The organism is Streptomyces sp. AJS327 (assembly GCF_013450295.1).
In the GTDB taxonomy this organism is placed as follows: domain Bacteria; phylum Actinomycetota; class Actinomycetes; order Streptomycetales; family Streptomycetaceae; genus Streptomyces.
The window spans coordinates 2318703-2332600 of the sequence record NZ_SKBR01000001.1; the positions used below are offsets into that span (position 1 = coordinate 2318703).

General features: G+C 74.7%; 11 protein-coding genes and 1 riboswitch. Of the genes, 9 read left to right on the forward strand and 2 right to left on the reverse strand.

Going from position 1 to position 13898, the window contains the following annotated elements:
* Positions 1–378 precede the first annotated feature (378 nt).
* From E0L36_RS09225 to E0L36_RS09245, 6 genes are all read left to right on the forward strand, one after another.
* Positions 379–1794 (forward strand): APC family permease, encoded by a 1416-nt coding sequence (locus tag E0L36_RS09225; protein ID WP_180928325.1) that lies wholly within the window; start codon positions 379–381, stop codon positions 1792–1794.
* A gap of 633 nt (positions 1795–2427) precedes the next feature.
* Positions 2428–4467: an NADH:flavin oxidoreductase gene (locus E0L36_RS09230; RefSeq protein ID WP_180928326.1), complete on the forward strand. Its 2040-nt coding sequence runs from the start codon at positions 2428–2430 to the stop codon at positions 4465–4467.
* 263 nt (positions 4468–4730) lie between these two features.
* Complete coding sequence (locus tag E0L36_RS09235; RefSeq protein ID WP_180928327.1) at positions 4731–5993, forward strand: aromatic ring-hydroxylating dioxygenase subunit alpha; 1263 nt, start codon at positions 4731–4733, stop codon at positions 5991–5993.
* The gene (locus E0L36_RS09240) at positions 5990–7129 is read left to right on the forward strand and encodes a hybrid-cluster NAD(P)-dependent oxidoreductase (RefSeq protein ID WP_180928328.1); all 1140 of its coding nucleotides are present in this window, start codon (positions 5990–5992) and stop codon (positions 7127–7129) included. The genes E0L36_RS09235 and E0L36_RS09240 overlap by 4 nt, the downstream gene beginning before the upstream one ends.
* Positions 7130–7176: 47 nt before the next feature.
* The gene (locus E0L36_RS27530) at positions 7177–7302 is read left to right on the forward strand and encodes a hypothetical protein (protein ID WP_258015942.1); all 126 of its coding nucleotides are present in this window, start codon (positions 7177–7179) and stop codon (positions 7300–7302) included.
* A 166-nt stretch (positions 7303–7468) separates the two neighbouring features.
* Positions 7469–8383: a LysR family transcriptional regulator gene (locus E0L36_RS09245; RefSeq protein WP_180928329.1), complete on the forward strand. Its 915-nt coding sequence runs from the start codon at positions 7469–7471 to the stop codon at positions 8381–8383.
* 36 nt (positions 8384–8419) lie between these two features.
* Here E0L36_RS09245 and E0L36_RS09250 read toward each other — a convergent pair whose 3' ends face one another.
* Both E0L36_RS09250 and metE read right to left on the reverse strand, forming a co-directional pair.
* Positions 8420–8971, reverse strand: coding sequence for a GNAT family N-acetyltransferase (locus tag E0L36_RS09250; protein WP_180928330.1), 552 nt, complete (start codon positions 8969–8971; stop codon positions 8420–8422).
* Between the two features lie 116 nt (positions 8972–9087).
* Positions 9088–11412 (reverse strand): 5-methyltetrahydropteroyltriglutamate--homocysteine S-methyltransferase, encoded by a 2325-nt coding sequence (gene metE, locus E0L36_RS09255; protein ID WP_180928331.1) that lies wholly within the window; start codon positions 11410–11412, stop codon positions 9088–9090.
* A gap of 157 nt (positions 11413–11569) precedes the next feature.
* A riboswitch (cobalamin riboswitch) is annotated at positions 11570–11778 on the reverse strand.
* A gap of 334 nt (positions 11779–12112) precedes the next feature.
* On the opposite strand from metE, the gene E0L36_RS09260 reads away from it, so the two are divergent.
* The 3 genes from E0L36_RS09260 (at position 12113) to E0L36_RS09270 (ending at position 13825) form a co-directional block, all read left to right on the forward strand.
* Positions 12113–12475 carry an SH3 domain-containing protein gene (locus E0L36_RS09260; protein WP_180928332.1) on the forward strand — a complete coding sequence of 121 codons (363 nt, stop codon included), beginning with the start codon at positions 12113–12115 and terminating at the stop codon, positions 12473–12475.
* A gap of 133 nt (positions 12476–12608) precedes the next feature.
* Positions 12609–13439, forward strand: a complete 831-nt coding sequence (locus E0L36_RS09265; RefSeq protein WP_180928333.1) for a HipA family kinase — start codon at positions 12609–12611, stop codon at positions 13437–13439.
* Positions 13436–13825: a DUF3037 domain-containing protein gene (locus E0L36_RS09270; protein WP_180928334.1), complete on the forward strand. Its 390-nt coding sequence runs from the start codon at positions 13436–13438 to the stop codon at positions 13823–13825. Before E0L36_RS09265 ends, E0L36_RS09270 begins: the two co-directional genes overlap by 4 nt.
* The last annotated feature ends 73 nt before the right edge of the window (positions 13826–13898 follow it).

The window sequence follows — 13898 nt, forward strand, 5'->3', positions numbered from 1 at the left end:
GTGCCCGCGGGGCCACGAGGTGGACGGGCGGGGGGTGTTGGCCGGTCGGAGTGTCCGGATACCGGCGGGTTCCGGGGTGACCTCCCGTTCCGTGGGGGCCGGTTGGCCGGTGTCCGGTACGGCTGGCGGAACCCGCACGCGGTCCCGTCACACACCTTGATCGACGGGGGCCGCCGGGTGATGCTGATCGCCCCCCGGGGTGGGAGCGGCGCGGGTCCGTCCACCGCCGCCGAGTGTGCCCGCACGCTCCGGAGTGGTGGCACGGGACTCGGGGCCCGAACCAGCCCTGGACCGGGGCCTGTTGGGCGCGGCTCGGTGCCGGGCTCGGGGTCTCCGGCTGTCCGGCCCGCTCGGCACGCGCGCGAGAAAGGCTCACGGATGACGGAAGAGAGCGGTTTTCTGCGGGTCCTGGGCAGGGGGGACGTCCTGGCCCTCGCCTTCGGCGCGATGATCGGCTTCGGCTGGGTCGTGCTCACCTCGGACTTCATCAACGACGCGGGCCCCGGAGGAGCGGCGCTCGCGTTCGTCATCGGTGGCTTCGTGGTGGCGCTGGTCGGACTGGCCTACGCCGAACTCGTCGCGGCCCTGCCGCACGCCGGAGGTGAACACCACTACGCGCTCCGGGCGTTGGGCGGACGCGCCGCCTTCGTCGCCTCCTGGGCGATGGTGCTGGGCTACGTGTCGGTGGCCGCGTTCGAGGCGGTGGCCCTGCCCCAGACGGTGCTCTACCTGTTCCCCGACATGCTCGCCGGGCGGTTGTGGACCATCACCGGCTTCGACGTGCACCTCACGTGGGTGGCCGTCGGGGTGGTGGCGGCCGCGGTCATCACCGCGCTGAACTACGTGGGGATCCGCGCGGCCGGTGTCTTCCAGACCATCGCCGTGCTCTTCCTGCTCTGTGCGGGCGCGGCCCTGCTGCTCGGCTCCCTGAGCGGCGGTTCGGCACGGACGATGGAGCCGCTGTTCCGCGACGGCGCGAACGGGGTCGTCCTGGTCCTCGTCGCGGTGCCCTTCCTGTTCGTCGGCTTCGACGTCATCCCGCAGTCCGCCTCCGAGATACGGCTGCCGCACCGGCAGGTGGGCAGGCTGCTGGTCATCTCGGTGCTCTGCGCCTGCGCCTGGTACGTCCTCATCATGCTCACCGTGGGGTCCGGGCTGGACGCCGCCGGGCTCGCCGACTCCGAACTGGCCTCCGCCGACGCGATGGCGGCGCTGTGGAACAGCCAGGCGATGGGAGACGTCCTGATCCTCGGCGGGATCGCGGGCATCCTCACGAGCTGGAACGCCTTCCTCATCGGTGGCAGCAGGCTGCTGTACGCGATGGCGGTCTCCGGCATGGTGCCGCGCTGGTTCGGCCGGCTGCACCCGCGGTTCCGCACCCCGTCCAACGCCGTGCTGTTCGTCGGCGGACTGTCCATGGTGGCGCCGCTGTTCGGCAGCCCCATGCTGGAGTGGCTGGTCAACGCCGGTGGCATCAACATCGTCGTCAGCTACGTGGTGGTGGTGCTGTCCTTCCTCACCCTGCGCCGCCGGGAGCCGGGGATGGAACGGCCGTTCCGCACCCCGGCGGGCCCGGCCGTGGGCGTCACCGGACTGCTGCTCAGCCTGGGGCTGGCGGTGCTGTACCTCCCCGGCATGCCCGCGGCGCTGAGCTGGCCGTCCGAGTGGGTCATCGTCGGAGCCTGGTGGCTCGCCGGGGCGGTCTTCCTGTGGCGGCTGCCCCGGATCAGCCCGGGCGCCGACGCCGAGGCACGGCTGATCGCCGCCACCCGGGGGGCCGCGCGCACGCGCTGAGCCCGGGCCCGGCGACTCCTCCGCCCGCGTGCCGGAACCCCGACTCGCGTCATCCGAGGGCGTGTTGGCGTACAGCCCCCCGGTGGCCAGGCCCGGCGGGGCAGCACCCCGGTGCGCGGGGACCGTGCCCAACGGGCCCGCCCACGCGGGGGCATGGGCATCTCCGGTGCCAGCGGCGGTTGTTGGCGGGGAGGCGTCCGGGCCCGGCTCGGCCCGTCGCCGTCACGACGGCGCCCCGGGCACCATCTTCGCGCCCAACTCCCGGAAGACCGAGGTGTCATGACGGGGAGTCGGGTGACGCTCCGGTAGCACGGGCGGAGTTCGGGCGGAAGGTGCCCGGTAGGTGTCGATCGTGCAGCGCGTTCGCACGGTGTCCTGCGGGAGCGTTTGATTGTCCGCGCGCGGTCCCGGCCCCACGCTGGGGGTGTACCGCGAGAGTGGTCAACACCCCCGGCCGCGCGGCTGGTCGGGGCGGTTAGGCGTCGCCGCGGTCTCCCGGTTCAACCAGTCTCCCCGTTACCAGTTCTCCGGCTCAGCGAGTTCCCCCGGTCAGCCCGGAGCGCCGGGCCGCCGCGGCGCGCGGCGACGCGGCACCCCCTCCGGTCCCCTTCGGACGGGTTCACAAGGAGCGCCATGCCCAGAGCGACGGACCCCCTGCTGCGACCCTTCACACTGAAGAACCTCACCCTGCGCAACAGGGTGGTCAGCACCTCGCACGAACCGGCGTACGGCGAGGGCGGAGTGCCCGGTGACCGCTATCGCAGGTACCACCTGGAGAAGGCGCGGGGCGGGGTGGGGCTGACGATGATCGGCGGCTCCGCCGTCGTCTCCCCGGACAGCCCACCCGCCTTCGGGAACCTCCTGCTCTACCGCGACGAGGTGGTGCCCTGGCTCCGGCGGCTGGCCGACGACGTCCACGCCGAGGGAGCCGCCGTCATGTGCCAGATCACCCACCTGGGGCGGCGGACCAGGAACGACACCGGCGACTGGCTTCCGGTGCTGTCCGCCTCACCACTGCGGGAACCCGCCCACCGCGCCTTCCCCAAGGAGGCCGAACCGTGGGACCTGGACCGCGTCGTGCGGGACTACGCCGACGCCGCGGCACGCTGCCGGGACGCCGGGCTGGACGGCGTCGAGATCCAGTCGTACGGCCACCTCCTGGACAGCTTCCTCTCGCCCGCGACCAACCACCGGAGCGACGAACTCGGCGGGAGCCTGGACCGCCGGACGGCCTTCCCCCGCCGGGTGATCCGAGCGGTCCGGGAGGCGGTCGGGCCGGAGTTCGCCGTCGGTATCCGGATGACCCTCGACGAGGACCGGCCGGACGGGCTGACTCTGGACGAGGGCCTGGAGGCGGCCCGGCGGTACCTCGCGGACGGCGTCGACTTCCTCAGCACCATCCGGGGCTCGATCGAGAGCGACGCCGCGCTGGCCCGGACGATCCCGTCGATGGGAACGCCCTCGGCGCCGTTCCTGGAGTTCAGCGCGGAGATCCGGCGCCGCCTCGGGGTGCCCGTGATGCACGCGGGCCGGATCACGGACGTCGCCACCGCGCGGTACGCCGTACGCGAGGGCCTGCTCGACCTCGTCGGCATGACCCGGCCGCAGATCGCGGACCCGCATCTGACGCGGAAGGTGGCCGACGGGGCGGAGGACCGCATCCGGCCCTGCGTGGGCGCGAGTTACTGCCTGGACGCGATCTACGCGTCCGGTGACACCAAGTGCGTCCACAACCCGGCGACCGGCCGCGAGGCGCGGCTGCCGCACACGGTTCCGCCCGCGTCCCGGCGGCGCAGGGCGGTGGTCGTCGGGGGCGGTCCCGCGGGCCTGGAGGCGGCCCGGGTGCTGGGCGAGCGCGGACACGAGGTCGTGCTCTACGAGGCCGGTGAACTCCCTGGCGGACAGCTCCGCGTCGCCGCCGCCAACCCCCGGCGGCGCGAGCTGCTGGGCATCGTCGACTGGCGGGTGAGCGAGTGCCGACTGCTCGGCGTCGACCTGCGGTTCGGCACCCTGGCCGAGGCGGCGGACGTGCGCGCGCACCACCCGGACGTGGTCCTCGTCGCCACCGGGGGGCTGCCGAACACCTCGTTCCTGGAGGAGGGCGCCGACCTGGTGGCCGACACCTGGGACGTGCTCGGCGGCGGCCTGCGCCCCCGCGGTCCGGTGCTGCTCTACGACGACAACGGCGCCCACCCGGGCCCGGACGCCGTCGAGGTGCTCGTCCGGTACGGGGTCCCGGTCGAGTACGTGACCCCGGAGCGGACCCTCGCGCCGGAGGTCGGCGGTATGAACTCCCCCGCGTACCTCCGGGCGTTCGCCGAACACGGGGTGACGACGACGCTGGCCCACCACCTGACGGCCGTGCGCCGCGCGGACGGGCGGCTCACCGCGACACTGCGCAGCGCCTACGCGGAGCGCGCGACGGAACGGACCGTGCGGCACGTGGTGGTGGAGCACGGCACGCTGCCCCACGCGCCGCTCTACTGGGAGCTGCTCCCCGAGTCGAGCAACCTGGGCCGGGTCAACCACACCGACCTGCTGGCGGGCACGCCCCAGCGCGAGGTCGCCAACCCGGCGGGCCGCTACCAGCTGTTCCGCGTGGGCGACGCGGTGACCAGCCGCACCATCCACGCCGCGGTGCTCGACGCGCTGCGCCTCTGTATGGCCCTGTGACCCCACCCCCAACGCGGAAACGCCCGCCGTAGCGCCCACCGGGCCTTGCCGCCCGGGTCTCCGGCGGGAGCCGGGGCCCCGGACACCAGGTACCCGGGACATCCCGGGCGGTGACAGCCGCACCGCCGAGGCGGCGCACCGACAGCACCGGCCGAGCGCGCTCCGGCCGACCGCACCGAGCCACCGCGCTCTGGCGCGAGCCCCACGGCGACTCCGGCGAGCGCGCCCCGAACCACGGACACCAGCAACGAGAGGAGCACGGCGTGACAGCAGCGGAAGACGTCCGTCCGGGGACGGACCGGCTCCGGGCCGCGGTGGAACGACGGGTCCCGGGCCGCGCCCTGGAGCGGCCCTTCTACACCGACCCCGAGTTCCACGCCCTCGACATCGCGGCGATCTTCGCCCGCCAGTGGCTGTTCGTGGCGCCCGAGGCGGAGATCCCCGAGCCCGGTGACTACCTCACCCTGGAGATCGGGCCGTACCCCCTGATCGTCCTCCGCGACGCCGACTCCACCCTCCGGGCGTTCCACAACGTCTGCCGTCACCGCGGCTCCCGCCTGCTGGACGCGGAGCGCGGCTCCGCCCGCAACCTCGTCTGCGCCTACCACCGGTGGACCTACGGGACGGACGGCCGCCTCCGGCACGCCCCGTCCCAGCCCGCCGACGCCGACCCCGGCCGCCTCGGCCTCCGGCCGGTGCACGTCCGGGCGGTCGGCGGGCTGCTCTTCGTCTGCCTCGCCGACGAACCGGCCCCCGGCTTCGACGAGATCGCCGCGCGCGTCGAGCCGTACCTGCTGCCCCACGACCTGCGGCACGCCAGGGTGGCGGCCCGCGCCGACCTGGTCGAACACGGCAACTGGAAGCTCGTCATGGAGAACAACCGGGAGTGCTACCACTGCGACGGCCACCCCGAACTGCTCCGCACCTTCTTCCCCACCTACGGCCACACCGAGGAGACGCTGCCCCCGCACCTCCGCCCGGCGCACGAGCGGTACCTGCGGGCCGACGCGGAACTGCGCGCGACGTACGAACGGCTCGGCCTGCCGTACGCGCTCATCGAGGAACTGGAGGCCCGCCCCGTGGGGTTCCGGATCCAGCGTGACGCGCTCGACCTCGCCGGGGAGTCCTTCACCCCGGACGGCAGGGCCGCCAGCCGCCGCACGCTGGGCGACCTGCCCACCCGGCGGCTCGGGCACCTGGCGCTGCACCTCCAGCCCAGCTCCTGGTTCCACGTGGTCGCCGACCACGCGATCACCTTCAGCGTCCGCCCCCTCGCCCCCGACCGCACGCTGCTGCGCACCACCTGGCTCGTCCACCCGGAGGCGGTCGAGGGCGTGGACTACGACCTCGACACGCTCCGGGCCGTGTGGACCGCCACCAACGAGCAGGACGCCCGGTTCGTCGCCCGCGCCCAGCGCGGCGTCTCCAGCCCGGCCTACACCCCCGGCCCGTACGCCCCGACCGAGTACCAGGTCGAGGCGTTCTGCGCCTGGTACATCGCCCGCCTCCGGGAGGTCCTGGGATGACGGACCTCCTGACGACCCCGGCGGACGGCGCGGGCCCAGCGGAGGCCGCCGCGCCCGGGTCCGCCCCGGCCGCCCCCGGGGAGTGGACGCTGCGCTGCCGGCGGGTCCTCGACGTCACCCACGACACCAGGACCTTCGTGTTCGAACCGGTCGTACCAGGCCTCTTCCGGTACCAACCCGGCCAGCACCTCGCCTTCACCTTCGAGGTCGACGGCGTGCGGACGGGCCGCAACTACACCCTCTCCTCCCCGCCGACACGTCCGCACCTCGTCGCGATCACCGTGAGGCGGGTCCCCGGCGGCCGGGTCTCGAACTGGCTGCACACCCACCTGACCCCGGGGACCACGGTGCGCGCGCGGGGGCCACTCGGCCGCTTCTCCACGGCCCGGCACCCGGCGCCCGCCTACCTCTTCCTCTCCGGCGGCAGCGGGATCACCCCCCTGATGTCCATGACCAGGACGCTCCACGACCTCGCCGCCCCCACGGACGTGGTCTTCCTGCACAGCGCGCGCACCCCCGCGGACATCCCCTTCCGCCGGGAACTGGACCTGATCGCGGAGACCTCGCCGGCCATCCGCGTCGCCCACGTCTGCGAGTACGACGGCCCCGGGGAGCCCCGCTGGCCGGGTCACCGGGGGCGTCTCACACCCGCCCTGCTGCGCCGGATCGTCCCCGACCTCCGGGACCGGACGGTGTTCGCCTGCGGGCCGCCCGGCTACCTGCGCGCGGTCCGGCGGATGCTCGCGGCGGACGGCCTTCCGGCGGACCGCTACCACCAGGAGGGCTTCGGCGCCCCGGCCCCGCCCGGCGCACCCTCCACCCCGCCCGGCAACGAGGCCCCGCCCGGGGCCGGGTCGGGGGAGGGGGACGCCGTCACGTACACGGTGGAGCTGTCCCGCAGCGGAACCACCCTCCCGTGCGCCGCCGGAACCCCCGTACTGGAGGCCGCCGCGCGTGCCGGGATCACGCTCCCGTCCTCCTGCGGGCAGGGTGTGTGCGGCTCCTGCGCGACCACCCTCCTCCGGGGCTCGGTCGAGACGCGGCACTCCGGCGGCCTCGGCCCCCGGGACGAGGCCGCCGGCCGGATCCTGCTGTGCTGCTCAACACCGCTGGAGAACCTGGTCGTTGACGCCTGACCAGGCGCGGCGCGAGGCCCCGCCCGCGCGCGGCGCCGGGGGAGCGGGTGACCAGCGGGGCGGCCACCCCCGCCGCCACACCGGCCCAGCCCGGCACCGTCACCGCGCGGGTCAGCGGCGGCCAGGTGGTCAGCGGCCCCACGGCGACGGCGGGCACCCCCGACCCCAGGTAGAACAGGAGGTAGAGCATGGCCCCGACCCCGGCCCGGTGGCCGTCCGGAGTCCGCGCGTCCACCGCCCGGGCGGCCCCGCTGAAGGCCAGCCCGTGTCCCGCCCCGGCCAGCACCGAAAGCCAAGGGGAAACGAACGATTTTCCGGCTGACCGTGCAAACTGTTCGCATGATTGACGCCCGGCTCCGGATCCTCCAGATGGTCGCCGAGCACGGCACGGTGACCGCCGCGGCCCAGGTGCTGCACTACACCCCGTCCGCCGTCTCGTACCAGCTGCGTCAGCTCGCCGCCGCGGTCGGCGTGGAGCTGGTCGTCCACCACGGCCGGGGCATCCGCCTCACCAACGCGGCCCGGGTGCTCCTCCAGCACGCCGAGCGGCTCCAGGAACAGTGGGAGCGCGCCCGGACCGAACTGGCGGCACTCGGCAGCGAGCCCACCGGCCGGGTCACGCTCTGTGGCTTCTCCACCGCCGCCAGCCGTCTGCTGCCCCCGGCCGCCGCCGGACTGCGCGACGCCTACCCGCAGTTGACGGTACGCATCATCGAGGCCGAGCCGGACCGCTGCTTCGACCTGCTGCTCTCCGAGGAGGCCGACCTCGCGCTGCTGGTCGTCACGGCGGACTCACCGCCCATGACGGACGACCGCTTCGACCAGCGGCCGCTGCTGGACGACCCGCTCGACCTGGTCGTGCCGCGCGGCCACCCGCTGGCCGGGCGGGAGCGCGTCACGCTGGCGGACGCGGCCCGCGAGTCCTGGATCGTCGGCAACCCCGGCACCACCTACCACCAACTGGTGCTCGCGGCCTGCATGAGCGCGGGCTTCACCCCGCACATCGCCCACTACGCGGACGAGTGGGACACCGGCACCGCGCTCGTCGCGCACGGCTTCGGGGTGATCCTCGTCCCGCGCCTCGCCCGGCTGCGCGACGACCCGCCCGTCGCCCGCGTCCCGCTGCGTGGCGAACCCGCCCCGGCCCGCCGGGTCATGGCGGTCACCCGGCTGGGAGCCCGGGAGAACCCCACGCTCACCCACGCCGTGCGGACCATCACCGAGGCCGCCGCGCGGCTCCTCCCGGCCCAGTGATCCTCCGGCCCACCGGCCTCCCGGCGCGGGCGACGGTCACCGTGGGTGGTCGCGCTCCGGCCGGCTGGCGCGGTAGACGCGGTGGGCCTGGCTGTCGGCGGGGTTGTCCGGCGTCAGGTCGACCTCGCCGACGTGGACCAGCCCCGCCTTCTCCAGGGCGCGCCAGGAACGGCGGTTGGCGGCCTGGACGGGCACCACGACGGCGGCCGCGTCCGGATGGTCGGCCCAGGTGGCCGCCACGACCGCCCGGATGATCCGGGGGCCGAGCCCTCCGCCCACCCGGTCCGGGTCGCCCACCAGGTAGTCGAGGGTGACCGCCGTACCGGGCAGGTCGAGCTGGCCCGCCAGCTCGGCCTGGTAGTCGGGGTAGTCCGCGAACCGGCAGCGCTGGACCAGCCCGACCGGAACGCCCTCCAGCAGGACCAGCAGGTCCTCGGACGGCTCCTCGCCCCGGATCGCCGGGCCGAAGTCCCGCTCGACGCCCTCGGCGGAGGTGTCGTGGTTCCACCAGCGGGCCACGTGTGGCCGCGCGAGCCACTCACGCAGCAGACCGAGGTCGGCCTCCGTCACCCGTCGCCATGTGAGCACCGCGCCCCCCTCGTCGTCCGGGGAACGCCAGCGGCGGCGTCCCCGCGCGCCAGCCTAGGGCGCGGCCCGGGACGGTGAGGGAAAGCCACACACCGTCCCGGGCCGCGTCCCGCGCGTCAGCCCTGGGAGCCGGGGAGTTCGCGGCGGACCGTACGCGCCGCCGCCACCAGGTTCTCCAGCGAGGCCCGGGTCTCCGGCCAGCCCCGGGTCTTCAGCCCGCAGTCGGGGTTCACCCACAGGCGCTCGGGCGGGATCGCCCCGAGCCCCTCCCGCAGCAGCGCCGCCGCCTCCTCCACGCTCGGGACGCGCGGGGAGTGGATGTCGTACACCCCGGGACCCGCCTCGCGTGGATAGCCGTGGGCGGCCAGCTCGTGCGCGACCCGCATGTGCGAGCGGGCCGCCTCCAGACTGATGACGTCCGCGTCGAGGTCGTCGATCGCCTGGATGACGTCGCCGAACTCGGCGTAGCACATGTGTGTGTGGATCTGCGTGTCCGGGAGCACGCCGCTGGTGGACAGCCGGAACGCCTCGGTGGCCCACGCCAGGTACGCCCCGTGGTCGGCGGCGCGCAGCGGCAGGGTCTCGCGCAGCGCCGGCTCGTCCACCTGGATCACCGAAGTCCCCGCCGCCTCCAGCTCGTTGACCTCGTCGCGCAGGGCGAGGGCGACCTGCCGCGCGGTGTCGCCGAGCGGCTGGTCGTCCCGGACGAAGGACCAGGCGAGCATGGTGACCGGCCCGGTCAGCATCCCCTTGACGGGCCGCCGGGCCAGCGACTGGGCGTAGGTCGTCCAGCGCACCGTCAGCGGAGCCGGGCGCGAGACGTCGCCCGCGAGGATCGGCGGGCGCACGTAGCGGGTGCCGTAGGACTGGACCCAGCCGTGCTGGGTGGCCAGGTAGCCGGTGAGCCGCTCCGCGAAGTACTGCACCATGTCGTTGCGTTCGGGTTCGCCGTGGACCAGGACGTCGATGCCCGCCCGCTCCTGGAAGGCGAGCACGTCGCGGATCTCGGTGCGGACGCGCTCCTCGTAGCCCTCCGTGTCGAGCCGCCCGGCGCGCAGCTCGGCACGGGCCGCGCGCAGCGCCGGGGTCTGCGGGAAGGAGCCGACGGTGGTGGTCGGCAGCAACGGCAGCCCCAGACGCGCCCGTTGGGCGGCGGCGCGCTCGGCGTACGGCTGCGACCTGCGGGAGTCCGCCTCGGTCACCGCTGTGGCGCGGGCCCGCACCGCCGCGTCGTGGGTGAGCGAGGACGCGGCGCGCGAGGCCAGGTCGGCGCGGTTGGCGGACAGCGTCCCGGCGATCGCGGCCGTGCCCTCCGAGAGGCCCCGGGCGAGGGTGACGACCTCGTCCGTCTTCTGCCGCGCGAACGCCAGCCAGCGCGACACCTCCCCGTCGAGGTCGCGCTCGGCCCGGGCGTCCAGCGGCACGTGCAGCAGGGAGCAGGAGGGCGCCACGTCGACCCGGCCGGCCAGGCCCAGCAGGGTCCCGAGCGTGGTGAGGGAGGCGCCCAGGTCGTTGATCCAGACGTTCCGTCCGTCTACGACGCCCGCGACCAGGCGCTTTCCGGGCAGCCCGCCGACGGCGGCGAGCGCGTCCACGTTGACCGCGGCCCGCCCCGTGAAGTCCAGGGCCAGCCCCTCGACGGGGCTCTTCGCCAGCACCGGCAGGGCGTCCCCGAGACGGTCGAAGTACGAGGCGACCAGCAGCCGGGGCCGGTCGGCGAGCCCGCCCAGCTCCCGGTAGGCGCGCGCCGCGGCGTCCAGCTCCGCGGCGGAGCGGTCCTGGACGAGGGCCGGTTCGTCGAGCTGCGCCCACTCGGCCCCGGCGGCCCGCAGATCGGCCAGGATCTCGCCGTACACCGGCAGCAGCCGCTCCAGCAGGCTGAGCGGCTCGAAGTCCGCGGGGACGCCCGGCGCGGGTTTGGCTAGCAGCAGGTACGTCACCGGCCCGACGAGGACCGGCCGGGGTGTGAGGCCGAGGGCCAGGGCCTCCCCGAGGTGCGCGACCTGCCGGGACGAGTCGGCGGTGAAGACCGTGTCCGGGCCCAACTCGGGCACCAGATAGTGGTAGTTGGTGTCGAACCACTTGGTCATCTCCAGCGGCGCGACCTCCTGGGTGCCGCGTGCCATGGCGAAGTACCCGTCCAGCGGATCGGCTTCGACGGCGGCCCGGTGGCGTTCCGGGACGGCGCCGACCATGACGCTGGTGTCCAGCACGTGGTCGTAGTACGAGAAGTCGCCGGTCGGCACCTCGTGGACACCGGCCCCGGCGAGCCGCCGCCAGGTGGCGGCGCGCAGGTCGATCGCGGTCTGCCGCAGGGCCCCGAGGGTGACGCGACCCCTCCAGTAGCCCTCGACGGCCTTCTTCAGCTCCCGGTTCGGGCCCTGGCGCGGGTAGCCGTACACGGTGGCCCGTGCCGCCGTGGTCGCGGACGTGGCTGTCACGGAGATCTCCTTCGCGAGATATCTGTCGTGCTCCCGGGACGGGCACGGGGACGCGAAGGGGACGGAGACCACGGACGCCGCGCGCGGTGCGCGCCCGTCCGGCTGGACACTGTTCGCCGACCCGCCCTCGAGGTCACCGGGAGGACCGCACACGCGGGAGCGTGCGCGGGCAACGGGCAGGTCTTCGGACTCGCGGGCGTTCCCGCCGGACACCGGGTCCGGCGGACTCCTACTGGCCGTCGCTTCCCGGGCGCCCTGCGCCCAGTGCCGTTGACGGCGGTCGTTCCCACTCACCGCTGCGGGGCAGTCCCGGACTCTCACCGGGTTCCCTCTTGCGACGCGCCCACCTGGCGGGTGGGGCGAACCAGCTGCGCCGCCAGCGTAGACGGCGTCCGGCGGATCCGGGTAGGGCACCCCGTCCGCCGCCACCCCGCCCCACCCCAACCCCCCTGCGCCCACGCCCGGTTCGGACCACCCCACGTTCGGGGCGGGGCCGTTCACGAGAGCCGGAGGGGAGGGCGTCACGACCACGGTCCGACGCGCGGGCGAACGCGCGGGACGCGAACCGCGCCACCCCCGCGCCGCGGCGGACGGGCGCGGGGACCGCCCGAGGAGGGCTTCATCCAGCGGCCGGGATGTGCTCTGATGGATGGGAAGTTGTCAGGCAACAAGGGATTTCGGGGGACAAGAAGTGAATCGCATGGGGACGTTACTGATCGCGGCCGGTGCGGCGATGGCGTCGGTGGGCACTCTGGCCGGACCCTCCGTGGCGGCGTCCGCGGAGCCGCGGTCGGCCATGATCGAGGCGTACGAGACCGTCCGGATTCGCGACTACGCGACCACCAACAGCGCGGTCCTGGGAACGCTGGCGCCCAACCGGCCCACGCTGGGCCTCTGCTGGGTCCGCGGGGAAACCGTCAGGGACAACGGCGTCACCAACGACATCTGGGTGTCCACGGGGCAGCGGCAGGGCGGACGGAAGTCGTTCTTCGTCAGCGCCGTCTACCTGAAGGGTGACGAGCGCGGGGGGCTCGCGCCGGGCGACCACTGCCCGGAGTACTGATCCGGCGCCGTGGCGCTGGCCCGCTCGCGCCGAGCGGGCCACGCCGACCCCCGGAGCGGGGCTTCGGCGGTCCCGGTGCTCGGTCGCGTCCGGCGTGGGGACCGCCCGAGGACGGCGCGTATAGCCTGGCGGGATGCTCACCGACGTCACCGCGACCCGCTACGTCACGCCCCTGCGGGAGGGCGGTTCGCTGCCCGGACTCGTCGAGGCGGACGATCTCGGCACCTACGTGGTCAAGTTCACCGGCGCGGGCCAGGGCCGTAAGACGCTCGTGGCCGAGTTCCTCGCCGGGCGGCTGGCTCGCGCGCTCGGACTGCGCGTACCCGAACTCGTGGGTGTACGGGTGGATCCGGCGATCGGCCTGGCCGAGCCGGACGAGGAGGTGCAGGACCTGCTGAAGTCCAGTGGCGGGCTCAACCTCGGCATGGACTTCCTGCCCGGCTCGCTGGGCTTCGACCCGCTCGCCTTCGCCGTCGACCCCGTGGAGGCGGGCCGGGTGGTGTGGTTCGACGCGCTGGTCAACAACGTGGACCGCTCCTGGCGTAACCCCAACCTGCTGGTGTGGCATGAGGAGTTGTGGCTGATCGACCACGGGGCCACGCTCATCTGGCACCACAACTGGCCGTCCGCCGCGGGGTCCGCGGCCAGGGTCTACGACGCCTCCGACCACGCGCTCGCCTCCTTCGGGCCCGATGTGGCGGGCGCGGCGGCCGAGTTGGCCCCCCGGGTGACGGAGGAGCTGCTCGCGTGGTGCGCCGCCGAGGTGCCGGACGAGTGGCTGGCCGAGGAGCCCGGGTTCGCCAGTCCCCAGGAGGTCCGCGCGGCCTACGCGGAGGTGCTCGCGGCCCGCGCCCGCTCGCTGCACGAGCGGATCACGCTCGGCGAGCCCAGCGTCGACGGGCCCTCGCGCGCCCCGGGCTGGCTCACCGGGCGCTCCACGCCGTGGGCCGGTGACGCCGCGTGACGTCCGACGGCCTCGACCTCTTCGAGTACGCGCTGCTGCGCGTCGTCCCCCGGGTGGAACGCGGGGAACTGATCAACGCCGGGGTGGTGCTCTACTGCCGGGCCCACTCCTACGTCACCGCGCGCACCGCGCTGGACGAGGCGCGGTTGCGCGCGCTGGACGCCGATGTGGACCTGGCGGGGGTGCGGGCCGCGCTGGGCGCCGTCGAGGGCGTCTGCCGTGGGGGCGGCGCCGCGGGGCAGGCGGCGGGGGACGACCCCGGCCGGCGCTTCCGCTGGCTGGTCGCGCCCCGCAGCACCGTGGTGCAACCGGGGCCGGTGCACACCGGGCTCACCCGGGACCCGGAGGCGGAGGCCGAGCGGCTGCTCGCGCTGCTGGTGCGCTGAGCCGCGCGGGACGCCGCCCTGACCGGCGGTGCGCCGCCCCGCCGGGCCACCGACACCGTTGACAGGGCGTGTT